19 protein-coding genes are annotated in these 26,836 nt (G+C 61.0%); 10 read left to right on the top strand and 9 right to left on the bottom strand.

Features of this window, described 5'->3' with window-relative positions:
• Positions 1–9 precede the first annotated feature (9 nt).
• From O6760_RS24840 to O6760_RS24810, 7 genes are all read left to right on the top strand, one after another.
• The gene (locus O6760_RS24840) at positions 10–2,655 is read left to right on the top strand and encodes a caspase family protein (RefSeq protein ID WP_269582333.1); all 2,646 of its coding nucleotides are present in this window, start codon (positions 10–12) and stop codon (positions 2,653–2,655) included.
• 18 nt (positions 2,656–2,673) lie between these two features.
• Complete coding sequence (locus O6760_RS24835; RefSeq protein WP_269582332.1) at positions 2,674–2,940, top strand: hypothetical protein; 267 nt, start codon at positions 2,674–2,676, stop codon at positions 2,938–2,940.
• Positions 2,941–2,963: 23 nt separating this feature from the next.
• Entirely contained in the window at positions 2,964–4,586 is a 1,623-nt protein-coding gene (locus O6760_RS24830) for a caspase family protein (protein WP_269582331.1), read from the top strand.
• A gap of 219 nt (positions 4,587–4,805) precedes the next feature.
• Positions 4,806–5,450, top strand: a complete 645-nt coding sequence (locus O6760_RS24825) for a hypothetical protein (protein WP_269582330.1) — start codon at positions 4,806–4,808, stop codon at positions 5,448–5,450.
• The gene (locus O6760_RS24820; protein ID WP_269582329.1) at positions 5,447–7,381 is read left to right on the top strand and encodes an adenylate/guanylate cyclase domain-containing protein; all 1,935 of its coding nucleotides are present in this window, start codon (positions 5,447–5,449) and stop codon (positions 7,379–7,381) included. Before O6760_RS24825 ends, O6760_RS24820 begins: the two co-directional genes overlap by 4 nt.
• A 110-nt stretch (positions 7,382–7,491) precedes the next feature.
• A complete protein-coding gene (locus O6760_RS24815) occupies positions 7,492–9,444 on the top strand; it encodes a M23 family metallopeptidase (protein ID WP_269582328.1) in 1,953 nt (650 codons plus the stop codon).
• 102 nt (positions 9,445–9,546) lie between these two features.
• Positions 9,547–9,843 carry a PAAR domain-containing protein gene (locus O6760_RS24810; protein ID WP_269582327.1) on the top strand — a complete coding sequence of 99 codons (297 nt, stop codon included), beginning with the start codon at positions 9,547–9,549 and terminating at the stop codon, positions 9,841–9,843.
• 83 nt (positions 9,844–9,926) lie between these two features.
• Here the strand turns inward: O6760_RS24810 and tssH are convergent, their stop codons facing one another.
• The 9 genes from tssH to O6760_RS24765 all read right to left on the bottom strand — a co-directional run bounded on the left by tssH (position 9,927) and on the right by O6760_RS24765 (position 22,207).
• Positions 9,927–12,740 (bottom strand): type VI secretion system ATPase TssH, encoded by a 2,814-nt coding sequence (gene tssH / locus O6760_RS24805; RefSeq protein WP_269582326.1) that lies wholly within the window; start codon positions 12,738–12,740, stop codon positions 9,927–9,929.
• Between the two features lie 24 nt (positions 12,741–12,764).
• On the bottom strand, positions 12,765–14,390 hold the full coding sequence (tssG, locus tag O6760_RS24800) for a type VI secretion system baseplate subunit TssG (protein WP_269582325.1): 1,626 nt from the start codon (positions 14,388–14,390) through the stop codon (positions 12,765–12,767).
• Positions 14,387–16,384, bottom strand: coding sequence for a type VI secretion system baseplate subunit TssF (gene tssF, locus O6760_RS24795; protein WP_269582324.1), 1,998 nt, complete (start codon positions 16,382–16,384; stop codon positions 14,387–14,389). The genes tssG and tssF overlap by 4 nt, the downstream gene beginning before the upstream one ends.
• Positions 16,381–16,932, bottom strand: coding sequence for a type VI secretion system baseplate subunit TssE (gene tssE / locus O6760_RS24790; protein WP_269582323.1), 552 nt, complete (start codon positions 16,930–16,932; stop codon positions 16,381–16,383). Before tssE ends, tssF begins: the two co-directional genes overlap by 4 nt.
• 141 nt (positions 16,933–17,073) lie before the next feature.
• Entirely contained in the window at positions 17,074–17,559 is a 486-nt protein-coding gene (locus O6760_RS24785; RefSeq protein ID WP_269582322.1) for an Hcp family type VI secretion system effector, read from the bottom strand.
• A 203-nt stretch (positions 17,560–17,762) separates the two neighbouring features.
• Positions 17,763–19,286, bottom strand: a complete 1,524-nt coding sequence (gene tssC / locus O6760_RS24780) for a type VI secretion system contractile sheath large subunit (protein ID WP_269582321.1) — start codon at positions 19,284–19,286, stop codon at positions 17,763–17,765.
• Positions 19,287–19,841, bottom strand: coding sequence for a type VI secretion system contractile sheath small subunit (tssB, locus tag O6760_RS24775; RefSeq protein WP_269582320.1), 555 nt, complete (start codon positions 19,839–19,841; stop codon positions 19,287–19,289). It lies immediately after the preceding gene.
• A gap of 270 nt (positions 19,842–20,111) precedes the next feature.
• The gene (locus O6760_RS24770) at positions 20,112–21,395 is read right to left on the bottom strand and encodes a type VI secretion system protein TssA (RefSeq protein WP_269582319.1); all 1,284 of its coding nucleotides are present in this window, start codon (positions 21,393–21,395) and stop codon (positions 20,112–20,114) included.
• Between the two features lie 98 nt (positions 21,396–21,493).
• Positions 21,494–22,207: an OmpA family protein gene (locus O6760_RS24765; protein WP_269582318.1), complete on the bottom strand. Its 714-nt coding sequence runs from the start codon at positions 22,205–22,207 to the stop codon at positions 21,494–21,496.
• Between the two features lie 395 nt (positions 22,208–22,602).
• On the opposite strand from O6760_RS24765, the gene O6760_RS24760 reads away from it, so the two are divergent.
• From O6760_RS24760 to tagH, 3 genes are read left to right on the top strand one after another with little or no spacing between them, the layout of a single operon-like run.
• The gene (locus tag O6760_RS24760) at positions 22,603–24,429 is read left to right on the top strand and encodes a type VI secretion system Vgr family protein (protein WP_269582317.1); all 1,827 of its coding nucleotides are present in this window, start codon (positions 22,603–22,605) and stop codon (positions 24,427–24,429) included.
• Positions 24,430–24,477: 48 nt separating this feature from the next.
• Complete coding sequence (locus O6760_RS24755; protein ID WP_269582316.1) at positions 24,478–25,071, top strand: DUF6931 family protein; 594 nt, start codon at positions 24,478–24,480, stop codon at positions 25,069–25,071.
• 25 nt (positions 25,072–25,096) lie between these two features.
• Positions 25,097–26,794: a type VI secretion system-associated FHA domain protein TagH gene (tagH, locus tag O6760_RS24750; RefSeq protein ID WP_269582315.1), complete on the top strand. Its 1,698-nt coding sequence runs from the start codon at positions 25,097–25,099 to the stop codon at positions 26,792–26,794.
• The last annotated feature ends 42 nt before the right edge of the window (positions 26,795–26,836 follow it).

The following is a 26,836-nucleotide window of genomic DNA, read 5'->3' as shown; positions in this document are numbered from 1 at the left end:
GGAGGGCTGTTGCGCACGCTGCGCATCGGGCTTCTGACCTGTCCGCTCGGTCTGGCCCTGACCGCGGGAACCGCAATCGCGGCGGGCACGCCCGACACCGGCCGCCGCGTCGCCCTGGTCATCGGAAACCAGAATTATCAATACGTGGAACCGCTCGAAAATCCGCTGAACGATACCGAAGAGATCACCAGGGTCCTGCGGCAAGCCGATTTCGATGTGACGGTCGGGCACAATCTCGACAAGAAGGAACTTGAGCAGGTGGTCCGGCGGTTCCTGAGGGAATTGACGGATGGTGACACGGCGCTGTTCTACTATTCCGGTCATGCGCTCCAGGTTGGCGACGCCAATTTCATTCTGCCGGTCGATGCCAAGCTGCAGTCCCAGTACGACCTTGAATTCGAAAGTCTCAAGATCTCCCATCTGCTGGACTACATGAAAGCCGCCTCGAGCCTGCAGATCGTCATGCTGGATGCCTGTCGCGACAATCCCTTCGAAATCGGCAGCCTGTTCTGGGGCGAGGAGGAATATGCGCTCGGCAAGACACGCGGATTGCGGCGCATTCCCAACAAGCTCGGCAGCTTCATCTCCTATGCCACCAGGCCGGGCCAGGTCGCCTATGACGGCGAAGGGCCGATGAGCCCGTTCACGACGTCGATCGTGAGCAATGCCCTGGATCCGAACCTGGAAATCAAGGACCTGATGACGAAAGTGCGCGACGAGGTCGTGCGCAAGACCGGCGGCCAGCAGATTCCGTACGAAGACTCGACCCTGGTCACGAGTTTCTATTTCGTACCGCCGAAACCGAAGCCGATCGTTGCAGCCCATCACAGGGTGAATGTCCCGCTCGACAGCCAGGCGTTCAAGTTGAACATTCCCGAACCGGTGCAGCCCGAAGGCGGTGCACTGCAGGCCAAGGTGACGCTTTCGCCTGAAAAGGGAGAACTCAAGCTTCCGGGAGGAAAACCGGTTGCCGAGGGCGCCGTTCTGAGCGCCGCGGAACTTGCCTCCCTTGAATTCGTTCCGTCCGGGTCGAGCGCCGGAGACGTCGAGCTGATCGGCTACGAGGTGACGGACGAATGGGGCGGTACCGTTTCCGCCATCGCGTCGATCACCGTTGCCCAGGCCACGGCGCCTGCCGAGGAACCGGAACAGGAACAGGGTGACGACCAGGCCGAACAGTTGCAGGCCTTGTTGGCCTGGCTCGAAACCAGGGCGGACACGGGCGTCGTCGAAGCCGATATCGGCGTCGGTCCCGTTCCGGTGTACCCGGAGGCTCCTGAAAACGGCCTGCCGGCAACAAGCGACTGGCTCAAGGTTGTGTCCGTCGATGCCGATCTGCAACTTTCCGCCGATGGGCGCCTGCTGCAGGCTGGTGACAGGTTCCCGGCTAATGCGCTGAAGTCCCTGACTGTCCGGCCGCAAATCGGCAGTCAGTCGCGCGCGGCAAGCTTTGTTCTCGAACTGCCCGCAATCGCAACCGGGGCCGACAAGACCGTCACGCAGGTCGTTCAGCCGCGGGTGACGCAATGCGACGCGCTGGCGAGCCAGCCCTTCGATCTTCAGGCGGTGACCGAGGGTCGCCTTGCCAACGAACTCGAAAGCGCCGAAGTCGACACGGCCTGCGCCGAGGCGATGACTGCCTATCCGGAAATCGGACGGTTCGTGTTCCAGCGCGGCCGAGGTGCCTTTGCTGCCGGAGACCTGGACAAGGCGGTCGACTATTTCGAACGTGCCTACCAGATGGGGCACGTACGCGCGGGCCAGGTCCTTGGGCGCATGTATTTCCTGGGGGCCGGCATCGATCGCGACAGGGAAAAGGCTGTCGAACTCTACCGCAAGGCGGCAGAGCGCGGCGATGCCTATGCGCTGCATTCCCTCGGCATGGCGGAAATCAAGGGAGAAGGCACGGCCCAGAACGAGAAGACCGGCCTGGAAAAACTGCTGCAATCCGTTGAGGCCGGACACACCTTCTCGTACAACGCCATCGGCGGATTCTATCTGAAGGGCGAGCATGTCGGTGAGAGCGTCGACAGGGCCGTCTACTATTTCAACCGGTCCGCCGCCCGTGAGGATATCTACGGCTATCTCAACATGGGGACGCTCTACCGTGACGGGAAAGGCGTGCCGCAGGACTACGAGGCGGCGCTAGGCTGGTTCAGGAAGGCTCACGACGGCGGTCATCCCGCCGCGGGAACATCCATCGGCCTGATGTATTTCAACGGCAACGGTGTCGAGAAAAGCGATGCGGAAGCCACCCGCTGGTTCCGGGAAAGCGCCCAGCGCGGTGACGCCTGGGGGGCCTACAACACGGCCTGGATGCTCGGCAAGCAGTCCGGCGAGGCCGCCGGCCGCGACAGGGTCCGCATGCTGGCCATGGCCGTCGCCGTCAATCCGTCTTCGCCGGCTGCCGAAAAGGCGAAAAACGAGTTGGGCCAGGCGCAAAAGACCCTCAAGTCGAAGGTACTGCAACAGGTCCTGACGGATCTCGGCTTCGAGCCGGGTCCCGTGGACGGACAGCCGGGGCGCAAGACCCGCGAGGCCCTGTCCGCGTTTTTCGACACGTCCGGACGAAGCCCGGTTTCCGGGGACGAAGCGTTGGTTGCGGTCGTCAAGCACCAGTGGGAGCAGACCCGTCCGCGCTATGATCTGTTTTAGTCATTAAGGAGAACAAGAATGCGATCCATACTTCATGTGCTGCCGCTCACCGGTCTTGCGTTGACCTTGCTGGCCGGCTGCCAGACCCAGCAGACCCCGACCCCGCAGGCGGTTGCGCAACCCGCGCCCGTCAGGTCGACGCCGGCGAAGGCCGTCGATCCGATCAACGATCCCGACAACCGCAGCAACGATAACGGGGGTGACAGCGGCGGCGGTAACAGCGGTGGCGGCGGCGGCGGCGGTAGCGACAGTCCCGGCGGCGGCGACAGTAGCAGCTGGAACTGATCGGGCGAGCCTGAAAGAAACAGATGCCAGAAACGTTCTCCCTCCGTGCGCGCGGTGTCCTTGTCAGGGCCGCCTGTGTCTTGGCATTGTCCTCCGCAGCGGTCCTTCCGGCCGCTGCGGGCGAATGGCGCGCACTTGTCATCGGCATTGACGCCTATAGCAACGTCTCGCCCCTGAAAGGGGCCGTCAACGATGCGCGAGACATTGCCGATACGCTTGAAGCGGCGGGCGTGCGTGATCTCACCACGCTCTATGACGAGTCCGCGACACGCGATGCTGTGCTCGGGTCCTGGCAGGATCTTGTCGAGCGCTCCGCGCCCGACGACATTCTTGTCCTGTCCTATGCCGGGCATGGCGCCCAGGAAAAGGAATGGATCGCGGGTTCGGAAGAAGACGGCATGGACGAGGTTTTCCTGCTGGCCGGCTTCGATGTCTCCGCGCCGGGCAACGGTGAACGGCTTCGGGACGATGACGTTGCCGCGATGTTGCGGGCCGCGGGCGAGCGCAGTGTGCTCGTGCTGGCCGACAGCTGCCATTCCGGCACGATGACACGGTCGATCGACCCGCGGATCACCCGTCTGGGAACGCGCCTCGTCGGGCTGCCGCCCTTCGAGGACGATGTCCTGCGCTCGAAACCGCCGCATCCCGTCATCGCAAAGGCTGCGCAGGGGGCAGAGGACATGGAGGCGCTGCCGAATGTGATTTACGTCGGCGCCACGGTCGACGGACAGGTGATTCCCGAACTGATGATTGCCGGTGAACCCAGAGGCGCCCTGAGCTGGGCCTTCGCGCGCGGCGTCGAGGGCCGGGCCGATCTGGACAAGGACGGCGGCATTTCCATGCAGGAACTGAGCCGCTTTCTCCAGGAAACCGTAAGGGTTGCGACGGAAGGCAGGCAGTCTCCGAGCCTGAACATCGGCGGCGGGACCCGTGCCGCCGTGCTGCCGAGGGTCGATGACGATATCCTGACCCGGGAAGACAACACGCTGACACTTGCGGCCAGCACCGCAAACGCCTTGCCGGTTCTCAATCTCATGACCGAGGATCACAGGGAACGGCTGAAGGTCCTTGAGGACGGCCAGGCGGATCTGTTCTGGGATGTCGAAGAAGGGGATGTTCTGACCAAGTTTGGCGACGTGGTCCTGCGCGGCCAGGCGCGGAACGCCGACGGTTTCAAGGCCGTGGTCGCCAAATGGATGTTCCTGTCGGATCTTTATGCCCTGTCGCGTGAGCGCCAGCCGATCGAAGGCAAATTGAATCCTTCCGTCGGGCATATTCCGGAAGGAACCGCATTCAAGGTCGGGCTGACGTCCGACGAGGACGGTTTCATGGCAGTGTTCGCGCTGGAGGCCGACGGAACCTTGCGGCTGCTGGCGCCGGACAAGGTGGCGGATCCCAAAGGCCGGGACACGTCCATTGCAGCGAAATCGCCATACGTGCTCAATCTGAGAGCCGCATTGCCCTTTGGCGCGGACCACATCGTCATGGTGCGCTCTGCGCAGCAGATGCCGCAGCTGGTGGGGGTTCTTGCCGCGCTGGACGGCAGGAAGCTCGATACGGGAATCATGCCGGGCCTGTTGAAACTCATCGGCCAGTCCGCCGTGGCCATCGGCATCGCCGGGGTCTACACGCAACCCGCGGGCTGAATCAGGCCCGCCTTTGGCCGAAAGGGCCGGAAACGGCTCTATGTTGTTGCGGCACAAATCTCTTTTATGTGACCATGACCACACTCGTTTTGCCATCCTTTGGTATTATCAGCCCATAGAAGAGCGGTCGGCACCGTATCTGCCGGGATCGCAAAATGATCAGAGACCAAGGAGTCCGTCATGAGACAGGTGTTCAATTCAATTTGCACGGGGCGAAGTTTGAAACTCGGTTGCGCAGCCGCGCTGGTACTGGGCCTTTCGGCCGGAACAGCCCTGGCCGATCCTGTGGCCCTGGTGCTGGACAAGTCCGATGGCATCGAAGTGACTGCCTTCAGCGAACTCATGCCGGGAGACGTTGTCGAACTCGGTGAGGACGGCCATGTCGATCTTCTCGATTATGGTGCTTGCCAGGAAGTGCGCCTCAAGGCGGGCACGCTGTCCGTTTCCTCGGAAGGCTATTCGCTGGACGGCGGTGCCGAGGAAGTGCTTCGGGCCGGCAATTGTCTGCAGGCCAACAGCGGGTCCGAGGACGAACAGGCGGACAAGGGACTGACCGTCACCTTGCGCGGCCTCACGCTGGAAAACAAGAAGGCGGCCTCGCTGATGCTCCGCTTCGACGACAAGCTGCGGGATCAGTATGACACCGTCTTTGTATCGTTCGAGGGCGGCGCGCCGAAACGTTTCGATTTCGACGTTCTGGACAATATTCTCACCGATATGCCAAATCGGGAAACGGAAGACGAAGTCGTCGAAGTGGAACTTTTCCTTCAGGGCAAGGCGCCCGACTACGGTGTTGTCATGCGCAAATTCACGATTGATCCTGACCAGGTCGGGCGGAATACAGCGGTTGTCATTGTGAAATGACATTTGGCGGCCGCTTTGCGGACGCAACCTTTGGCCGGAAACAGCTTGTTGTCCTGATCGCACTGGTCGCGGCGGGGGCGGGAATCGCCATCGGTTTATCCGCCAGAAAGGCAATCTGGGAGGGCTGGGTGACGGACCGCCTGTTCCAGATGCGCATCATGATGACCGGTGTCGAGCCGCAAGCTCGTGCACCGGTTCTCGTCGTTGGTCTCGACCAGACGTCGCTGGACTCAGACAGACTGGCTCCGGTCCCGCGCGTTCTGATGGCTCCCGTGCTCGCGGAGGCGGGGCAGGCGGTGCTCGATGCCGGTGCGCTTGCCGTCGGCTATGATTTTGTTTTTGCCTACAGTGCGGACGCCTTCGTCGATCTCAAGACAGGCGAACCGCGCCTGAAGGGCTTCGATCAGCCGTTTCAGCGCTTCCTGTATCAAAACCGCGGCCGCGTGTTCATCGCACACACCCAGATAGGTGTTCCGCACCGCTCCTTCACCGCCGCCGCCGGGCAGGGTGGTGTGCGCTCGGTCATCGTTTCGACCGACAGCGACGGTGTTGTCAGACAGCACAGTCCGAAGTCCCCCCTGGCCGACTCCCCACACCTTATCGACGCACTGATGGAACAGGCCGGAGCGCAGGTCGACGAGCGTTACACAGCGATCCCTTCGGCAAGACTGGCCTCGTCCATTCCCTATCTGTCGCTGATCGACGTCCTCGGGCTTCTGGAAACCGACGAGGGCCGCGATCGGCTCAGGGACTTTGCCAGGGACCGGATCGTTCTGTTCGGTGGTTTGCTGCCCTACGAGGACGAACATCTTTATTCCGACCGGTTTCTGCCGCACCTGCCGGAGAACCTTGCGGAAACCGGACCGAGCGGCCGGCCACGGGTTCAACCGCAGACGGCCGGCGTTTTCGTTCTGGCCGATTTCATTGCCTCTGCAATGACCGGCCGAATCGCGCTTGAACCACCCGCAGGGGTACTGCCGGCGCTGGCTGCGCTTTTCGCGGTTTCAGGTGCGATTGCCGGCCTTTTCCTTCCCCTGTCCGCACTGCCTTTTGTCGCGCTGATCGGCGTCGCAACCGGACTGGGTATCAGTCTGGCCGGCCTGGACCTCGGGACGCTGATTGCGCCGGGTGTCGCGCCTGTCGCCCTTGTCATCGCCATGATCGTGTCGGCGGTGGGCAAGGTCGGCATATTGCAGCGCCGGCAGCGTTCGCTGGTCCGGCTCTTCGGGCACTACCTGGCTCCGGATGTCATCAGGCACATGGCGAGTTCGGAACAGTTGCCGGAACTGGGCGGGGATACCCGTCCCGTTGTGGTGGCCTTTATCGATATCGTCGGGTTCACAAAGATGTCGGAACAACTGGCCGACACGGAAGTGGTCCGTGTCGTGAATGCCTGTTTCGATGAAATCGGCAAGGTGATCACCACGCATGAAGGCTATATCGACAAATATATCGGTGACGCGATCATGGCCGTGTGGAACGCGCCGAATGCCGTCGCGCGGCCGGAACAGGCTTCCGTTGATGCCGCGGTGGAAATCATCGGTCTGCTGGACCATCTGCGCCACATCACCGGACAAGCGCCCCTGGATCTGCGCATAGCGCTCAATTCGGGGCCCGTGCTCGTGGGGGATATCGGGGGCGAATACAGGCGGTCCTTTACCGTCATGGGCACCACCGTGAACACGGCGAGCCGCATCGAGGCGGTGGCAAAGGAATGCAAGGTTCGGCTGGCCGTGAGCAATTCCGTTGCGGAAAAACTCCCTGGAACCTATCCGGTGCAGGAAATCTGGACCGGCCAGCTGCGTGGCCTGAGCACGGACATGTCCGTATTCACCCTGGACAGGCCGGAAATGTTCATGGAACCGGCGGCTGCCGCCGACGCAAAAACGGCCGAAAAAGACTCCGAAAAGCTGGTCCGGCTCAAAAGGTGAGGGCATTCTCCAGGCCGCTTTTGCATCTTGAACAGTCATCCGGCATGATCTGGTTCCTGATTTATTGATGGACTGCGCAGCCGGTGGGCTGCCGATTTCCAGGACTCGGCATGGCTCAATGGCCAGACAATCGCACCCCAGGCCCGAACCGGCCTGAATTCGACCGGACGGTGATCCGCCGGCCCGCCGCGAAACCGGCACAGCCCGGCGGCGGGTCCGCTGGTCCTGTTCCCCCCGCATCCTCAAGGCCGGAGCCGCGAAAGCCGTCGCAACGTCGCAGCGGCATTGTGAAATACACCGCTCTTGCCATCGGGTTTCTCCTGATCGGCGGTGCGGCAGGAGGACTTGCGCATCTGATCTCGTCAGGGGCGATTTCCTTTTCCACGCCAAAAGAGACCGCGGAAATCACGGAAACGGAGCTGGCGCCCCGGCAGGAAGGCCCGGACGAACCCGAACAACCGCAGGAAATTGAAAAAGAACTCGTGAACGATGAGGACCTGGATATCCCCGCCGATCCATTCTTCGACATGGCACTGTCCGCGGTCATCCCTTTGGCAGGTGATCCCGTTCTCCTGGCAGGCGGTGCCGCAAGCCGTCGGATCGATCTGTCGGAGCGTCCGGTTCCGGCCTCCGCAAGCGGCCAGGGAAAGGCGGCTATCCCGACAGCAAGTGCGTTCATACTCGACAGCCGCATGCTGGACGACGATGGCAATCTCGTCATTCGCGCTCCCGGAAACGAAGCGGATTTCCAGTTCGGCAATTTCGGCGGTGGCGAGGACAGTGACGGCCTGTCGGTCGAGGACGACAGCGGCGAGGCCGTCGACACGGGCCCCGACCTGCCCGTGTTCCTGAAACCGGCGACCAACACGTTGAACCTCTATCTTTCCGAACGGCCGATCGGTCAGGGGCCGAACCGGATCGAAATCCGCGAGATCATCGAAAAGACGGTCCCCCTCAAGGAGTTCCTCCTGGAGAACGGCTTCGACGAAGATGCGGTCAAGCCGTTGCTGGACTATGCGCGTGAGGAATTCAAGAAAAGCGATATGGTCGCGGGCGACAAGATCTCGCTGCGTGGCGAGCGCATGCCGAACCGGCTAGGGCGGGTCGGCGATTATTACCGGCCGGTGCAGGTTTCGATCCATTCGTCAGACGGTTATGTGGGTACGGCCGCTTTGTCGATCACACGTGACGGCCCTGTCTATGTCAACGGCGTGGATCCGTGGTTCGGCAATCCTATCGTTCAAGATGAAGTCGTCAGCGACAAGAAATCTGGCGCCGGAACCCGGCACAGGCTGATCGACGGTCTTTATGCGACGGCGGTTCGAAATGCCGTTCCCGCGTCCATCGTGGGCGAGGCGATCGCCTATCTCGCGCCGATGACGGACTTGCAGCGTGCGATCAAGGATGACGAACGGTTCACCCTGGTCTTCACCGACGCTCCACGCGACGAAAAGCGGGGCGGTGGTCGGGTGCTGTTTGCCGGCGTGCGGCGCGGCAACGACTGGTCGGTCCGGTGTTACGTCATGAAGGCGCCCGGAAACAGGGGCTTTGCCTGCGTGAGTGAGGGAGGCCAGGTCAGCCTGTCCGGGGCCATGCTCGTCCCCGTGAAAGGGGTCCTGACATCGAAATTCGGCATGCGGTTCCATCCGATCAAGAAAACCGAGCGGCTCCATGCAGGGGTCGATTGGGCAGCGCCCACGGGTACCCCGATCCGGGCAGCCTTTTCCGGCAAGGTGACCTACAGGGCTGTGCGAGGCGGTTACGGCAACTTCATCGAGCTGACCCACAAGGACGGCATCACCAGCCGGTATGCCCACATGCATGAATTTGCCGACGGCATCGAGCTCGGGTCGGTTGTCCAGGCCGGCGACCTGATCGGCTATGTCGGAACCACCGGGCTTTCGACCGGGCCGCACCTTCATTTCGAAATCAGGATGCGCGGGGACCCCACGGACCCGCTTGCCTTCGAGATGGAGGCGGGAACGGACGAACCGCAATCGGTGGCCAGCAACGATATCAAGGATTATCGAACGTCGATCACCGACATCCTGACCATTCAGTAGATCTGGATGAAATGAGGAAAAACGCAGGAGTGTGATCTGGATACCAGCTTCACCCTGCCTGGTGTATTATCTTCAGGGATCGAAACCAGCGAAGAGGCGATCATGACCCAACCGGCTGCCCGACTTGGTGATTTTCATATGTGTTCCATGACGCCGGTCCCTCCGGGCCTGCCGATCGCGCCGCCCTGCATGGTGAACGTCCTGATCGGCAACCGGCCTGCGGCGCGTGTGACGGACATGTGCGTTTGTGTCGGCCCGCCACCGGCCAATGTCGATCCGATCGTATTCGGCTCGCCGACAGTCCTGATCGGAAATCTGCCTGCCGCGCGCATGGGCGACCCGACCTTGAAGGGTGGCGTCATCACAACCGGCGAATTCACCGTTCTGATCGGGATCTGATCAACGTCAACCAGCCCTCGAATTGGACAAAAAAAGCCCCGGCAGGGCGCGACCGGCCGGGGCTTTTTCCATTTCAGGCCGGCCTAGGCCGGTGTGCCCATGTCGATGGCAATGCCGCCGTCTGCGATCTTGAGCGTCGCGGTCTTGATTTCCTCGCCATTCATCTGGGCCGTCAGGAATGCGCGCGACAGTTTCGGCAGGAGGTCGTTGGTGACGATGTTGTCGATCATGCGGCCGCCGCTGTCGGGGTCGCGGCAGAGCGACACGATATGCGAGACAACGTCATCGCCATAGGACAGTTCGGCATCCCGGTTCTGCCGCACGCGCTTGACGATCCGGTTGAGCTGCAGGCGGACAATGAAGCCGAGCATGGAGGGCGACAGCGGGTAGTAGGGGATGGTGACGATCCGTCCGAGCAGGGCGGGCGGGAACACCTCGAGGAGGGACGGCCTCAGGGCTTCCGCCAGCTGTTCCGGATCCGGCGCGTACGGATCTGTCGCCGCCATGCCTTCGTCGCTGGACACCGGCGTGTCCAGCATGTGTCTGGCCGCATTCATGATGGTTTCGGTGCCGACATTCGACGTCAACAAGATCAGGGTGTTGCGGAAATCGATTTTCCGGCCCATGCCGTCTTCCATCCAGCCCTTGTCGAACACCTGGAAGAAAATCTCGTGCACGTCGGGGTGGGCTTTTTCGACTTCGTCCAGCAGCACCACGGAATAGGGCTTGCGGCGGACCGCTTCCGTCAGCCGGCCGCCCTCGCCATAGCCGACATAGCCCGGAGGCGCGCCCTTGAGGCCGGAGACCGAATGGGCTTCCTGGAATTCGGACATGTTGATGGTGATCAGGCTTTCCTCGCCGCCATAGAGCGTTTCGGCAAGGGCGAGCGCGGTTTCCGTCTTGCCGACACCGGAGGGGCCGCAAAGCATGAACACGCCGATCGGCTTGTCCGGGTTGCCGAGCTGGGCCCGGCTGGTCTCGATACGTTTCGCGATCATGGCAAGGCCATGGGCCTGACCGATGACGCGCTTGTTCAGGCTGTCGGTCAGGTTGAGGATCATCTCCATTTCATCCTGGACCATGCGGCCGACCGGAATGCCGGTCCAGTCCGAGATGATGCTGGCCACCGCCTCGTCATCGACATAGGCATAGACCATGCGGTCGTCTTCCGGAATTTCGGACAGCTCCGCCCGTTTGGTGGCCAGCGCTTCGCGGATTGCCTCCTCGCTGGACAGATCCACATCCATGTCGAGCTCGATTTCATCGATGGGAACCAGAGCCTGGCCTTCATGCTCGGGGTCTTCGATCTCCGTGCCTTCCGGATGGGGCGCCGGTTCGCCGCCTTTCAGCTGGATCAGAGCCTTGTTCAGACGACGGATCTCGGCGACCAGCTTGCGCTCGCGTTCCCAGTCGGCGCGGACCGTTTCGATCCTGGTCTCCGTTTCCTCGATCGCCGCGTTCAGCGCCTCGAGCTGTTCGTCCTGCTCCATGCCGAGTTCGGCATCATTGGTCAGGGCCTGTCTTTCCGTTTCAAGGAAGCCTTTCTTGGCGATCAGGTCGAGCAGCCTGGAGGGTTGCGCTGCCTGGGAGATGTTCACCCGCGCGGAGGCCGTGTCCAGAACGCTGACGGCCTTGTCCGGCAACTGGCGCGCCGGAATGTAGCGATGCGACAGGGACACGGCGGAACGCACCGCGCTGTCGAGAATGCGCACCTGATGGTGTTCTTCCATCGGACCGAGCAGGCCGCGCACCATGGCAAAGCATTTTTCCTCATCCGGCTCGTCCACCTGGACCGGCTGGAACCGACGGGTGAGGGCAGGGTCCTTCTCGAAATGCTGGCGGTATTCCGACCACGTCGTTGCGGCAACCGTACGAAGGGTGCCGCGCGCCAGCGCCGGTTTGAGCAGGTTCGCCGCGTCGCCGGTTCCGGCGGCGCCACCGGCACCAATCAGTGTATGCGCTTCGTCGATGAACAGGATGGTCGGCACAATCGAGCCATGCACCGCATCGATCACGGCCCTGAGGCGTTTTTCAAATTCACCTTTCATCGAGGCCCCGGCCTGCAGCAGTCCGAGATCGAGGGCGCACAGCCGCGTGCCCAGCAGGGCGGGTGGCACGTCCCCCGCGACAATCTTCTGGGCAAAACCCTCGACAATGGCGGTCTTGCCGACACCGGCCTCGCCGGTGAGGATCGGGTTGTTCTGCCGGCGGCGCATCAGGACGTCGATGACCTGCCGGATCTCCTCGTCACGCCCGACAATCGGATCGAATTCCTCCGCTCGGGCCCGCGCGGTGTAATCGACCGTGAACTGGGAAAGAGCATCTTCGCCGGGGCCGCCGGGGACCGGTTCGGCACCCTTTTCGCCCGGTGCCGCGGCCGTGGCCTTTGGACCGGACCCGTCGATCGGGCGGGCGCGCGCTTCTCCGGATCCGTCGACAATCGCATCCAGATTGCCGGAGATCTCGTCACGCTTGAGCTTGTTGAATTCGGACGACAGCCTGAACAGTTGCGTGCGCGAGGATTCGTCGCCCAGAACCGCGATCAGGACATAGGCGGACCGGATCTTGTAATCTCCGAAGCTGAGCGTTCCCACGAACCAGGCTCCCTCCAGCGCCTCGCGAAAAGGCTTGGACATGGCGGGCAGTTCGGTCTGGTTGATCTTCAGCTCCTTGATGGCGTTCTGAAGGTCCTTGTCCAGCGTTCCAAGGTCCACGTCGAAATGGCGCAGGATCTGGAACAGGTCCGATTTTTCGTCGCGTATCAGGTAGTAGAACCAGTGAAGCAGTTCCAGGTGCCTGTGGCCGGCATCCTTGGTCAGCCGCATCGCCTTGTCGAGGCTCTCGTAAGCAACCGAGTTAATCTTGTAGGCAACGTTTTCTACGGTAATGTCAGCCATGGCTTCGGTCCTTCGATTTGAGACCTATTGATAAACGGTGGTGTGGCGGCGCACGGGCCGGAAACGGGTATCCGTCAGCATTTCCTCGTCCTCGAGCGTTTCGTCCGGCTCCGGTTCGCTTGGTTTTGCAGGCTTCAGCCAGCCGATATGACCGAGGGTTGCGGAACTTGTGCTGTCCATCCTGACGGCGGAGGCGCAGCGCTTCGGAAGGGCGAGTTCAATCTCGTACTCGATCTCGAGCCCGAGATAGAAGTCAATGAGATCAAAGAGTTTTTCCGTCCAGGGATTGGGTTTGGTCCGGGTGGGTGGCAGGAATTTGCGGTACTCCTCCAGCGTCCGTGTGAAGATCCGGATGCGGATCTTGTCACTGACGCTGTAGACCTTGGCACCGACGATCGTGTCTGCTCCGAGTTGCCCTGCGCCACCGGGTCCGAGGCCACCCAGCTTCAGCTGGTCGTCGGGATCCAGATGGAGCCATGTCCCCACGCATTGGTCGATTTCCACCTTCACGCCGAACACGCCGGTGATCAGTGCCTTGAGGCGGATCGCGCTTTTGGCCTTGGAGGCCGACAGCCCGGCATATAACAGCTTGATCCGGTCATCGATGCGGTCGAGGTTCTGGTAGATCGGCGAGCCGATACCGATGGCAGATCCGATATAGGCCAGGAACCGGTCGTCGTCGGGCCGGTCATGCTGCACGATCGGCCTGGCATCGGCCCATGCTCGGAAGAACAACTGGACAAAGCGGTTGTTGAAGACATCCAGAAATCGCGGAAAGCTGTCCTCGCCCTTGAGGCCGCTCATGATGGCTTCGTCGGTATAAGCGGCTGGCAGGGCGCCCTGGGGGCCGAGCAGGCCCAGAAAACGTTCCAGAAGGACCAGATCGCCTTGACTGTCGCGGGTGGCCCGCTCGATGGTCGACGGGGCGAACTCGCTCGACGGGTCCTGTCCGAAGCGAACGATGTCCTCCATCAGGCGCCGGCTCTTGCCGATCCGCGGCGGGGCCGGTTCGTCGGCTTTCTTGGGGTCCATTCCCTTCGACGCACCGCCGGGGGCGGTTTGTCCTTCGAGCATGCGCAGCACGGCCAGAAGATCGTGACCGCCGGGATGTTTCTCGATCCGTGCGCTGAGGGCCGCCAGAAGCGAGGCGTATTGCTGCTGAACGGGAACCTCGATCCTGGGCGGCTCCTGCGGAGCGTCTTCTGCTTCCGGCTCAGGGGAAACGTCGGCGGTTGAGACGGTTATTTCGGGCTCGTCCGGTTCCCGGCCCGTCTCGCCGGCGACATCCTTGTCCGGGGGCGCCGTGGCAGGTTCGTCAACAGGTGCCTCGGGAACCTGCCCGGGGGAACCGGTCGTTGCCAGATCGGTGTCGGACGATGTGAGCTCTGGCGAGTCCGGCTCATTTGATCCTGTTGCGGGCGATACTGGCGCGGACGAGTCTGGCGTGTGCGAGTCCGGCGTGTGCGATTTGATCGCCTCGGTCGAAACATCCGGTGTTTCCGCTGACTGCGAAGTCGCGGCTCCGTCATCTGCCGGTGTGGGGGCTTCAGGCGCAGGCCATGGCGCCTTGCCGGACCCGGCGAACTGGACAATCGTCTTGTCCGCCTGCTTGTCCTTCTTGCGCTTTTTCTTGCCGTCGGACCCGCTCATAGGATTCCCTTTGCGCCGATCCGGGGAGGCCATTTCATGATCACACCACGTTCGGTGGTTGCGATCACGCATTGGGTGAAGTGGTTGATGGAGGCGTATTCGGCGACAAACCTGTCCAGCACCGCTCCCAGGAGAAAGGCACTGGAACCCTCAAAGGCCTTGTCGTCGAGCGTAATCGTCACTTCCAGGCCGCGCGCAACGCCCGTACCCGATTTCTGTTGCAGTCGGCGGACCACGGGGCGGGTGGAGACTGCGCGGACAGACTGGGCCTGACGGTCTGCGGTATTGTCGGAAAGCGGCGCGAACACGCTCAGGATGTCGCGGAAAGACCGCCCGTCCGCGCCGGCGGCATCGTGCACCAGTCCCGTGTGATTGAGCGCGAGTATGTTGATGAGACGCCAGGCGATGGCGCCGGAATGACCTTCTTCGCCAAGGCGCTCGTTGTAGGACAGGAGAGGCGGGCGCGGTGATGTCGGTCCGGCAACGCAGTCCACTTTCAGTCCGACGTCCTCGAGTATGCGGAAGTCACCGGTGTCCGACTTGTCCGGATTGGAGCCGACGGGAAGGTCAGCGGCCAGTGCGCGATTGGAGGCCATCACCTTCAGGGAAAGTTCCGCCAGGCGTTTCTCGCCGCTTTGAAGCAGTGCGGCTGCCTGTGCGCCGCTCGAAATGGTTATGAACGTTTCCGTCCCCACATAGGAGATTGGCTGCTGCCGGCGGAGTTCCGATGAGGATTGCCGCCGCGGCAGGCGGCGGATCGAATAGAACCACTCGTGGCCTGCCTTTTCCGTGTCGGGTGCGACGCTGTAGAGAGGCTCGACGGGCCGTTTTTCACCACCGGAAAAATGGGCGTTGACCTCTGTAACGGAATGAACCTCGTAATCGAGAGGCCGGGTCCGGTCCGTGATGACGGCAAACTCATGCTGTCCTTTCTTGATCGGCACCCGGTCCGTCTGGCGTTCGAAAAGGTTCACGGCCGGCGACGTATGCAGCGCGAAGATCTTGTGTTCGACATGGGCGGGAAGGCGGGAGTCCGCTTCGTCAAAGACAAACACGAGATCGAAGGATTTCGCGTTCACCCGGTCGAGATAGCGCCGCAGGCCTGTCAGCCGGAAGCCGAGGAAACTGCGCGGAAAATTGAAATAGTCGCGCAGGTAATCGAACCCGGTGAACAGCCTCAGGTCATTGTGCAGCAGCGCGTCTTCCTCTTCGAAACCGAGCTGCTTGACTGCGTCGACGGGCAGGCGCTGCAGGCTTGCCTGGCCATAGGCGTCTTCGGTTCTCAGATAGAGCGCAATCGTATGGCCGAATATCTGTTCATAGACCTTTGCGGCCAGGTCCAACGGCCCGACGAGCCTGACCGGGAGATCGTCGATACGGCAACCCGCGACCTGATATTCCGGCTTCTTCATGGCTTCTTCCGCCGAGACCTCGTTTTCCGGATCTTCCGCCATGCGGTGGGTCAGCGTGATCGACAGGCCGGCCCTGGCGCGGCGGTCTTCCGCCATTTCGGCACCCAGACCGGAAACCTGGGCCGCGGAACTCAGATATTTGGCGTCTGTCAATTGCAGCGGTGTGAGCGTGATGGGTGAGGTCAGCGTGAACCTGCAACGGACCTCGCCCTGGCGTTCGCGGAAGACGGCTTCCATGGGCGCGTGACGGTTGATCCTGATGCCGTTGCGCAGGTTGGCGTCGCCATATTTTGGCGTGACCCGCGCCATGACCATCGAGGGAATCGGGGCAAGGGCCGTCGGATAGAGCTGCTCGAAGAGATTGGAGGTGAATTCGGAGAATTCATGTTTCATCTTCAGCTGCACGCGGGCAGACAGAAACGCGGTGCCTTCCAGCAGACCCGAGAGCATCGGGTCCGAACGATCCTCCAGCAACCCGCCGAGGCGTTCCGCGACCGCCGGATACGCTTCGGCGAAGGCTGCGCCCTGTTCACGCAGGTAGATGAGTTCCTGATTGTAGAGGTCGAGAAATTCCCGGTTCATGCGGTCGCCCCGATAATCTTGATCCGGCCGAAGGCAGGGTCGACATCGGCGATGAATTCACTTCCGATCCGCACCGGGTCACAGCGGATCTCCGCCTTGATCACGAACCGGACCTTGAAGGTGTCGCTGTCGATGCTGTCATCGCGGGTGACCTGCAGGGTGCGCGGATCCATGCGTGGCTCGAACCTTATCAGTGCCTGGCGAATGTCATCGGCGAGCCGCTCGATACGTACCGTGTCGACGACATGGACGGACAGGTCCGGCAGGCCGAAATTGAGAATGGACGTCTGCACTTCAGGGAAGTCTGAAAGGTCTTGAGCGGAATTGAGGTTGACCGTGTTGAGCAGAGCCTGCAGATCCCGCCGCACTTCTGCAAGCAGGGTATGCTCGGAAACGCCGTAGGAACGGGACAGGCGCCGGCCGGATTTCAGGTTGCGGCCCTTGCTGTCTTCCTTTTGCCGAGCCTGGGCCGCCTTGTAGTCCGGGTCATCCATTGCACGGAACGCCCACATCAGTGGCGAGTGCATTTTCACGGTTGATTTAGCCATCGGCCATGCCCACGCTGACTGCCACCCCTGATATCCGTCCGATATATGCGGAATGTTGGTCCGAAAAGATTACGCCCTCAAGACGAGGGTAAAACAGAGTTGGCTGCCGCGCGGGGCGCGGCAGCCAAAGAGGTCGAAAACTTATTTCTTTTCGTTTGCGGCGATGTCCCAGGCAAATTCCGGAGCCGCACCCTTGGAACCGTCGGGCTTCTGTTCGGTGTAGATATACTTGTATTCACCGAAGTTCAGCGTGCAGCTTTCCGTGATCCGGTCATCGGAGCCGCTGCCACCGGTCGAAACGTTGGTGACAATGATGTCCTTCATTTCGATCTTGACGTATTCCAGGGGAGTGTCGCCGGCGGCCTTGCGCACGAACAAGGTGCCCTTGGCAATGTGCTTGCCGGTGGAGACATGCTGAAGCAGAACCGGTGTCGACTTGTCGACGTATTTGGTGATGCTCAGGTCCTGGAAGTGGGCCTTGCCGGAGCCGGAGCCACCGCCCATGTGCGTGGTGCCCGACTGGGAAGCGCCCCAGGACCAGGACAGGACGTCAATCTTGTCCTTGTGGGTCTTGTCCTGAGATTCGCCTTTGATACCATCAAGTTCCAGAAAAAAATCGACAGCCATTTCAATAGATCCTCTTGGTTGTTGACGATCAGGTCCTGCGACCTGACGTATGTCTGCTATTCCTGACAACTACCTCGGACCTCACGGTCCAAACCCCTGGGTACTTGCGCACCATGTTTGTACCTCCACCCGGATAAACCGGACCGCATCCTTACGGGATGCCTGCCGAGGGCGGGGCTGCCGCCCTACGGCAATTCTTGAGCTTACGATCCGTCCTGCGGAATGCGGGACGCCAGGCTCATGCCGATGTCCATGCCTTCCAGCTGGTAGTGCGGACGAAGGAAGAACTGGGCCCGGTAGTATCCGGGGTTTTCCTCGTCGGGCACGATGGTGACCTTGGCTTCGCGAAGCGGTTTGCGGGCCTTGGTCTCCTCGGTCGAGTTGTCCGGATCACCATCGACATAGTCCATGATCCAGTCGTTCAGCCAACGCTGCAGCTGCGGCGCTTCCTTGGTCGAACCGATCTTGTTGCGCACCATCACCTTGAGGTAGTGGGCGAACCGCGTGGTCGCGAACATGTAGGGCAGGCGGGCCGACAGGTTGTCCGAGGCGGTCGCATCCTTGCCGTCAGGTCCGGAGAACTGGCGCGGCTTGAACACGGACTGCGCTCCCAGGAAGGCCGCCTGGTCGGTGTTCTTGCGGTGAATCAGCGGGATCAGGCCGAGGCGGGAGATTTCATGCTCTCGCCGGTCCGAAATCGCGATTTCCGCCGGACATTTCTGGTCGACACCACCGTCGTCGGTCTCGAAGACATGGGTCGGCAGTTCCTCGACCAGACCACCGCTTTCGACGCCGCGGATCCGGACTGTCCAGCCGTATTCCTTGTAGGCCCGGTTGACATTGGCCGCCATCGCATAGGCGGAGTTCATCCAGGCGTAATTGTCGTGCGTGTCCTCGCCGAATTCCTCTTCGAACGCGAATTCCTCGACCGGGTCGGACTTGGCGCCGTAAGGCTGGCGGGCCAGGACGCGCGGCATGGTGAGACCCAGGTAGCGGGCATCTTCTGATTCCCGCAGCGTGCGCCACTGCGCATGGATCTCGGTGTCGAAGATTTTCGACAGGTCGCGCTTGGCCGGCAGTTCCGTCCAGCTGTCCATCTGCATCAGCTGCGGATTGGCCGCGGCCAGGAACGGTGCGTGCGCCGCAGCCGAGATCTTGGCCATGCCACGCAGGATGGTGATGTCCTGCGGCTCGTAGGAGAATTCGTAGTCTCCGACCAGGCAGCCATAGGGCTGTCCGCCGAGCTGGCCGAATTCGGCTTCGTAGATCTGCTTGAACAGCGGGCTCTGGTCCCACTTGGCGCCGCGGTAGCTCTTGAAGACCCCGGCAAGCTCGTTCTTCGAGATGTTCAGGAACTGCAGCTTGAGCGTCGCGTCCGTTTCCGACTGGTGGACAAGGTAGTCCAGGCCGCGCCAGGCACTTTCCAGCTTCTGGAATTCCGGCGCGTGAATGATCTCGTTCACCTGGCCCGTCAGCTTCTCGTCCAGCTTGGCGATCATCTCGTCGATGGTGTCGTAGACATCATCCTTGATCAGCGCCTGGTCGGACAGTGCCTCGGAGAGGAACGTCGACATGGCATTGTCAACCAGCTGGTTTGCCGTGTCATTTTCGTCCTTGATGCGGAAATTCTGCTTCAGGATCGAGGCGAATTCCTCGGGGCTGCCTTCACCCGTGGCTTCGCCGGCTGCTGCGCCACTCGTTTGGGCGCTGGTATCTGTGTTGCTCATTTACGCCTCCTCAGTGCCGTCGCTATCTGCCGGCTTGTCGGCAGAACCTGCATTGTCGGCTTCGATTTTTTGAGCAAGGGCCTGCATCAATGCCGGATCCCGTGTCAGCTCCTCCAGCTGCGAAATCGCCTTGACGCGGCCATCCATCATGGTGCGCAGCGCTGCCAGGCTGCGGCGGGCGTCCAGAAGTTTCTTCAGGGCCGGAACCTGCTCGGCAACCTTGCCCGGAGTGAAGTCATCCATGCTCTTGAACCGGAGCTGGACACTCATCTTGGAGTTGTCTTCGCCGGACAGCTTGTCCTTCACGGTGAAGGAGGTACCAGGCTCGATCGCCTCCATGCGCTTGGTGAAGTTGTCCATGTCGATGTCGAGCAGCTTGCGGTCGTCGATATCGGATTTCTCGACGCCCGGATTGTCGCCGGAAAGGTCGGCCATGATGCCCATGACGAAGGGCAGTTCGACCTTCTGTTCCGCGTCAAACGGATCCTCGTAAAAAATGTGAACCCTGGGAGGTCTGTTGCGCTTGATAAAACTTTGTCCGCTATTCGATGCCATTGTACTTGCCTTTCACTTCCTGGACCCAGGTGAATAAGGGTCAATTTTAGTCAAATACTGACGCGGCGATGTTGGTTTCTAAAAAAAATCTTCGCCCTGCGTTTGTTCTGTTGATTATCTATGTACTTCGATTATCCGAAATTAAAAGTGATCGCAGTCACACGATCGGCGGTTTGGAATTTTCTTTCAAATATTGAGGACCTGTTGATCGTTGGTGTCAAGAATGAACCTGCAAACTATACGGAATGCCCGGCGAGGCATCGCGTGGGCTCAATCCTCTTCAGGTCGCAGGAACATGTTGAGCAGGCCCGTGAACGAACCCGAACTCATGTTCTGTGCTTCTTCGAGGAGGAGTGGAATCGGGCTGGTCGGCTCGTTGCTCGAATAATAGCCCCTCACGGCCGCGATGCCTTTCATGGCATCTGTCCGGCTTTCAATTACCATTACTGAAAAATCGTCAATATTGCCCAGATCACGGTCGTCGTTTTCATTAAGGTCGACAAGCCTGTCGTTGGACAGTTGCAGGCCGCTGGTCCCGAGCAGAAGTGCCACGTCGTCAAATCGGCGCGGCATCAGGATTTTCAGCGCATCCAGATAGGACTTCCCGACAAGGCCCCGTGCTTCACGAACCAGGAACAGGGCAGGGTGGGAAGGTTCACGCGAGGCAAAATAGTCCTCGACGGCATCAAGAATAAGTTTCGCCTGGGCCGCATTGGTGATGTCCTGCTGCCCCTCGGAAGAGGTCGCCTGCGCTTGCTCACTCTCGGCTGGAGCATCGTTTTCCGAGCCACCGTCTTCGTCCGGGGCAATCCGCCCGAGACGGGTGTTCAGCTCGGTGCTCATCTCCCTGAGCAGGGTCACGAGCGCATCGTAGTTCGGCGGTGCCGCCTTCGCGCCGGCTTCCTGAAGTTTTTGCGTGCAGATAAGAGAAATAGCCTCAATCTCGTCGGGCAGCTCGGACAGGTCCGCCAGGACCTCGTCGATCGCGTCCTGCTCCAGTTCGCCGGATGTCAGGGCGGCTTCTATCGCTCCCAGCGAGATCGTGTGTTCGTCGGGGCGCGCCGTGGCATTGCCCGCCGCGATCTGAATGGCACGGTGGCTGATCGGTCCGGCCCTGCGTGTCTTGAGAAGCGGGGCCGCCTCCAGCGGCAGGATCACCGCCGGGCGGTTGTTTAGCGCCTCGAGCGCGCCGACCCGTTCCATATACCCGAAATCAGCATCCTGAGGATGAACGGTGTCCCACTGGTTTTCCAGAAGTCTGCGGATGATTCGCACCGCATTGGCAAAGGTATGAAGTTGTCCGGCAAGAATGCCGAATTGAGCCAGGATGACGAGAAGCCTCAGGTCCCTCGATTGCTTGAGGAAGCCCTCCATCTGCTTGAACAGGTCTGTGAAGTCGATTTCCGACCGGTCGAATTCACTGAAACGCTCCGGCAGGAGTTCTTCGCAGGAATCGAGCAGGGCGGCAAAGGCCGGCTCGGTGTCGTACAGATCTGGTCCGCATCCGGCACCCGGAGCAATCTCGGTGCCGTATGTGTCGGGATCAAAACTCATAGGTGCTCCCCACCCCGAAAAAACCGCCCGGGCTCAGTCCCGGATAACAAAAATTGCCCTGGCCGGCTGAAAGGCCGGCCAGTGTTGCACTCAGGCGCTTACTGCTCGAGGACCAGCTTGCTTTCGACCCGCCGGTTTGCCGGATCGTTGATGTCCGCGACCTTGGGCCTGGATTCGCCATAGGCAATGGTCTTCAGGCGATTGCGGCTGACACCGAGCGTAACCAGGAACTGCGTGACGGCCTGGGCCCTGTCCTCCGACAGACGCTGGTTGTAGCTCTCCGACCCGATACCGTCGGTATGGCCTTCGATCACAAACTTGGCGCCCGCGATTTCCGGGTCGTTGATGCCCTTCGCGAACTCCCGAAGATTGGCCTTGGCAGCACCGCTCAGACGTGCGGAGGCATACTCGAAGGAGACCAGCAGGTTGAAGGCGTCATCGATTGCCTTGGTTTCAGGATCGACCACCAGGGGCGCCGGTGCATTGGCGGTGGCGGTTTCGCCCTGGCCATCCGCGTTCTCCTTGGTGACGGCAACCTGACCGCCGTCGGCCTGCGCCGCGTTCGGGTTGCATTCGTCACGCGTGCCGATACACAGCGCACGCGTGGCGCCGGTCGGTTTCAGGGAGCGGGTTTTCAGCTGCTTGAAGTGCCGGGTGACTTCGTCGGCGGAGTAGGTCGGGTCCTGGGCCGCGGCGGGTGCCGAGGGCACGAGGCCACCAATTGCAAAGCTTAGTGCGGTTGCCAGAAACAACCGGCGAAGTGTGTTTTGAGCCGGCATGCGCAGGCCAATCAGGTCATTAATAGGGGTCACGATCTCAATCCTCCCTTGTGGAGTGTTCGAATGCGTTATCGCATTGGGGTTTCGAAATGTATCGTGCCATAACGAATGGAATATTAGTGTGGCGAAAGTCACTAAAGTGCGATTTGATGTCAGTATGTCTTTTTGTGAGTAAGAAGCAAGAGGAGAGCCGGTGGAATGACGTTGGAGAGCTGTCCATGAGTGTCACACCCGATGTCCGAACGTTTGCGGACAGCAGGGTAAGGAGTTTGGCTTCGTTTCGTCACGCGGGCGGGAAGAGCGTATAGTATTTGCATCAACTGTGTTCTTGAGCACATTATTTTTTGCGGAAAGGCGATAGGAGTTGATAAGCGGTGGCCGCAAGGCTGCCTTTGTCAGCAATCGCAGTATTTCCGAGGAGAGCTTTCGTGGCCTTAGGACAACTCAAACAAAAGCAGCGGATGGCCGAGCTGACATCGGTCTTTGGCAAGGACGAGCTGTCCGTGGTCACCGTCGAATGTGACGAAGGCCTCAGCGACGACTACGAGATACGCCTCGAGGTCGTCAGCCAGAAAGAGGACCTGGACTTCGATCAGGCCATTGCCACGCACATGACGGTGAAAGTCCACACCAACAATGGCGATACCCGCTATTTCGACGGACTCTTGACCGACGCCAGGTGGCTCGGCCACCGCGACGCCTATTACATCTACCGGCTGACCCTGAAGCCCTGGTTCTGGCTGCTGACCAAGAATGCCAATTGCCGGATTTTCAAGGACAAGTCGGCGCCGGACATTATTTCCGAGGTTCTCGGCGAACATGATTTTGCCGAATTCCGCGACAAGCTCACCGAGAGCTATGATCCGATTCACTATTGCGTCCAGTACCGGGAATCCGATTACAATTTCTGCCGTCGCCTGATGGAGGAGTTCGGGATTTCGTACTTCTTCGAGCACGAGGACGGCAAGCACACGATGATCCTCGCCGACGCCAAGTCGTCCTACAGCCCGATCATCGGCCAGTCCACGATACCTTTCATCCCTCTTGGCGGGGACAGTCAGCGGCAGGAGGAACATCTTCACCACTGGGTGCCCACGCGCCGGTTCCGCACCGGGAAATTCGCGGTCAACGATTACGATTTCGAGAAACCGAGCGCGGCCCTCGAGGCGGACCGCGACGCCGGCTCTGCCTATCGCGCCGGATCGCTCGAAAACTACGATTACCCCGGCCGGTATACGGAAAAGGACAAGGGCACTACCTTTTCCAAGATCCGTCTCGAAGCCGAGCAGGCCGCGGACAAGAGGATCGAGACAGCGGGTGAAGTTCCGCGGATCTATGCAGGTGGCCTGTTCACGCTGAAGGACCATCCGCACGGTCCCCAGAACAAGGAATACCTCGTGGTGCGCGCGAGCCACCAGATCATCACGGAACAATACCGGTCCGGCGGCGGTGGTGCCCAGGGAGAAGCCTATACCGGCACCTATGATGTTCTGGCTTCCGACATCCCGTTCCGTACGCCGGCCGTGACCCGCAAACCCCGCATTCCCGGCCCGCAGACGGCAAAAGTCGTGGGGCAAGGCGAAATCGATGTGGACGAGTACGGCCAGATCATGGTCGAATTTCACTGGGACCGCGACAAGACGCAATCTCGGCGGGTGCGTGTGGCTCAGGTGTGGTCCGGCAAGAATTGGGGCGGCATCTACATCCCGCGCGTGGACCAGGAGGTGATCGTTCAATTCCTGGAAGGAGACCCGGACCAGCCGATCATCGTCGGCACGGTCTACAACGCGGAGAACATGCCGCCATACTCCTTGCCGGGCGAGAAGAACAAGGCCGGGGTCAAATCCGATTCGACCGTCGGCGGCGGTGGCTACAACGAATTCGTGCTCGACGATTCGAAAGGCCAGGAGCAGATCGGGATCCATGCGCAGAAGGACATGGACACCGTTATCGAGAACAACGAGACGCTCCATGTCAAAAATTGCCGCGAGACAAAGATCGACGTCAACCGGACAGAGAAGGTCGGCAAGAACACGACCGAGGAAATCGGCATGAACTGGAAGGTGACCGCCGGTACGAAGATCGAGTTCATTTGCGGCACCAGCAAGATCACCATGACCCCGATGTCGATCAAGATCGAGGCATTGAAGATCGATGTGATCGCCCAGACCATGATGACGACCAAGGGACTGATGAACAAGGTCAAGGGCGACGCGATGGTCGTCGTCAACGCGCCGTTGGTGAAGATCAATTGATGCGCTGGTCTTGATAACGAAGCAAAGACAAAGAACGGAGTAGAGCAGATGGGATCACGTATCCGCTTTACAAAGGCGAAACAGGTGTTTGAAACATATCCGGACCTGTCGGAGACGGTCAGCGAACCGAGCGGTGACGTTGCTCCGGAGGACTATGCGCTCGAGCTGCAGGAAAGCGAGGAGCCGAACAGGGCGATTGCCTATTTCGCGCACGTCCTGCCGAAACGGGAGGCTGTCTGGTGGGGCATGCATTGCGTCAAGGGGCTTGATGCTGTCTCGAACGAGCATGACCGTGAAGTCCTGGAACTGAGTGAAAACTGGGTGCGCGAAGGCGACGAGGACGCCCGTGCGGCTGTGCATGCGGCGGCGGAGGCGGCGAAGAACGACAGCGCTTCCGTGTGGATCGGATTTGCCGCCGGATGGTCTGGCGGGTCCTTGTCCCCGAACCCGGACCATCGTGTCGAAATGCCGGACGATCTGACGGCGAAAGCCGTGAATGCAGCGGTATTGATCGCGCTGGGGTCGCTCATGCCTGATGAGCGTGAACAGGCCTTGAGATCCTGCTTGACTGCCGGGCTGTCATTCGCCGGCGGTGGTTCGATGCCGGTTGTCAGTGTGAACAGCCAGGCCTCACCGGTCTGAAGACGAACAAGGGAATTCTGCGGGAATGCGTATCACTCTCCAGATCGAGAATGTTGACCGACTGGAAAGCGGCGGGCAGCTGTCCTACAGCTGTGCCGATCGCGGATTCGATATTGGCCGGCACGAGCATCTTGACTGGAGCCTGCCCGACCCGCAGCGCGTGATCTCGGGAAAACACTGCGAGGTGCGGTTCGAAGGTGGCCAGTTCGTCCTTTATGATTTTTCCACCAACGGCACCTTCCTGAATGGCAGCCAGACGCGGATGGACAAGGCTCACGTGCTGAGGTCCGGTGATCGCGTGATGATCGGCGACTATATCATCGCCGTGTCTCTGGAGAATTCCGCCGCACGGGACCAGGGTTCCTCGGCAAGCGCGGTTGCCCCCGCACCCTATCAGCAAGGTCAGCCCTGGAATGCACCGCAACCCGAAGCGGTCGGCGCCGGATCCGCCTGGCCGTCCGGCCCGGGACCGGCAGCGCCTCAGGCACCGTATCCTTCCGAACCGGCCGGCGGTCCCTGGGCGACCCCTGGCGCCGGTTTCGAAGGCCCGCACGCTCCACCATCACGAGATGCAGGGATCGGAACACCGGCGGACGACGTCTGGAGCCAGCAGGGACACGGCTGGGGCAACGCGGATCCAGCTCTCTATGACCCGAAGGCGCAACAGCCGGATCGTGAACCGGCGCGTCCCTCCCAGGCCGATCCGCTGGACCATCTTGCCCAGCAGCCGGACCTTCACAGGGAGCCGGTCTCGACAGCCGGTCAACCCGGAGCGTTCCCGCCGGCAGCCGGCGAGGGGCCGGGCGCGACACCGGAACCGATGTTCCAGATGCCCGACCTGGAACCTGCGGCGTCTCCACAACAGGCCGAACCGGCCTTCGAACCAGGTGGCGTTCCGGAGCAGGAAGGATCTTCCGTTTCCGAAGCCCCGGTCTGGCCGGGCGACGACACGGCTTCATCCATCACCCCGGAGGCCCCGGCCGCCACGCCGGCCCCGGCCGTCAGTGTGGAGAAGGTCAGTCCGCAGATCGCTGCTGAACCTTCCATGCCGCCGGTTCCTCCCGCGTCGGAACCGGGCAGTCCGCAGGGCGATACAGGTCAACCTGTCGCCGGTGATGCCATTGATTTCCTGAAGGCCTTCGCGGAAGGGGCAGGGCTGCCGCCCGATGCTCTCAGGGACCGGGACCCGGAAGAGTTCGCTCGGGAACTCGGGACGGTGCTTAACGGCATCGCCGGAGACCTGATGGGCCTGCTTCAGGCTCGCAGCCAGGTCAAGGCAATGACGCGCAATGCCAACAGGACGCTGATTGCGCGCACCGGCAACAATGCCCTGAAATTCTCGCCAACCCCGCAGATGGCCTTGCAGACAATGTTGTCACAACGCGCGGAGGAAGATGGCTATCTGCCCCTGCCAAAGGCCATGTCTGCGGCGTTCAAGGATATTCAGAAACACCATGTGTGGACCTATGCCGCCATGCAAAAGGCTGCAGCGCGGTTCGATGAAACCCTGTCGCCGACGGCTATTGAAGCGGAAGGCCAGGTTGCCAAGAGCACATTCGGAAACCAGAAAGCCAAACTCTGGGAACGGCTGGAAGAGCGCTGGACATCACTGACCAAGTCTTATGACGATGGTCTCGTGGGTGTTTTCACGCAGTATTTCACCGAGAGTTACGAGGAAATGAGCAAGGACGATCCGGGGGCGATCCCCGGAGGATTTGATTAAGCTATTGCGGTCAAAGAGCGCGCAGGCGCCGACAGCATCAAG

This window comes from Roseibium sp. Sym1, assembly GCF_027359675.1.
GTDB lineage: Bacteria > Pseudomonadota > Alphaproteobacteria > Rhizobiales > Stappiaceae > Roseibium.
This window is presented reverse-complemented; position numbering and strand designations above follow the sequence as displayed.

What these genes read in the sequence shown, in the direction of transcription:
- O6760_RS24835 (WP_269582332.1), top strand. Translation starts at nt 2,674, where the DNA reads ATGCGATCCATACTTCATGTGCTGCCGCTCACCGGTCTTGCGTTGACC.
- O6760_RS24830 (WP_269582331.1), top strand. Translation starts at nt 2,964, where the DNA reads ATGCCAGAAACGTTCTCCCTCCGTGCGCGCGGTGTCCTTGTCAGGGCC.
- O6760_RS24820 (WP_269582329.1), top strand. Translation starts at nt 5,447, where the DNA reads ATGACATTTGGCGGCCGCTTTGCGGACGCAACCTTTGGCCGGAAACAG.
- O6760_RS24815 (WP_269582328.1), top strand. Translation starts at nt 7,492, where the DNA reads ATGGCTCAATGGCCAGACAATCGCACCCCAGGCCCGAACCGGCCTGAA.
- O6760_RS24810 (WP_269582327.1), top strand. Translation starts at nt 9,547, where the DNA reads ATGACCCAACCGGCTGCCCGACTTGGTGATTTTCATATGTGTTCCATG.
- tssH (WP_269582326.1), bottom strand. Translation starts at nt 12,740, where the DNA reads ATGGCTGACATTACCGTAGAAAACGTTGCCTACAAGATTAACTCGGTT.
- tssG (WP_269582325.1), bottom strand. Translation starts at nt 14,390, where the DNA reads ATGAGCGGGTCCGACGGCAAGAAAAAGCGCAAGAAGGACAAGCAGGCG.
- tssF (WP_269582324.1), bottom strand. Translation starts at nt 16,384, where the DNA reads ATGAACCGGGAATTTCTCGACCTCTACAATCAGGAACTCATCTACCTG.
- tssE (WP_269582323.1), bottom strand. Translation starts at nt 16,932, where the DNA reads ATGGCTAAATCAACCGTGAAAATGCACTCGCCACTGATGTGGGCGTTC.
- O6760_RS24785 (WP_269582322.1), bottom strand. Translation starts at nt 17,559, where the DNA reads ATGGCTGTCGATTTTTTTCTGGAACTTGATGGTATCAAAGGCGAATCT.
- tssC (WP_269582321.1), bottom strand. Translation starts at nt 19,286, where the DNA reads ATGAGCAACACAGATACCAGCGCCCAAACGAGTGGCGCAGCAGCCGGC.
- tssB (WP_269582320.1), bottom strand. Translation starts at nt 19,841, where the DNA reads ATGGCATCGAATAGCGGACAAAGTTTTATCAAGCGCAACAGACCTCCC.
- O6760_RS24770 (WP_269582319.1), bottom strand. Translation starts at nt 21,395, where the DNA reads ATGAGTTTTGATCCCGACACATACGGCACCGAGATTGCTCCGGGTGCC.
- O6760_RS24755 (WP_269582316.1), top strand. Translation starts at nt 24,478, where the DNA reads ATGGGATCACGTATCCGCTTTACAAAGGCGAAACAGGTGTTTGAAACA.
- tagH (WP_269582315.1), top strand. Translation starts at nt 25,097, where the DNA reads ATGCGTATCACTCTCCAGATCGAGAATGTTGACCGACTGGAAAGCGGC.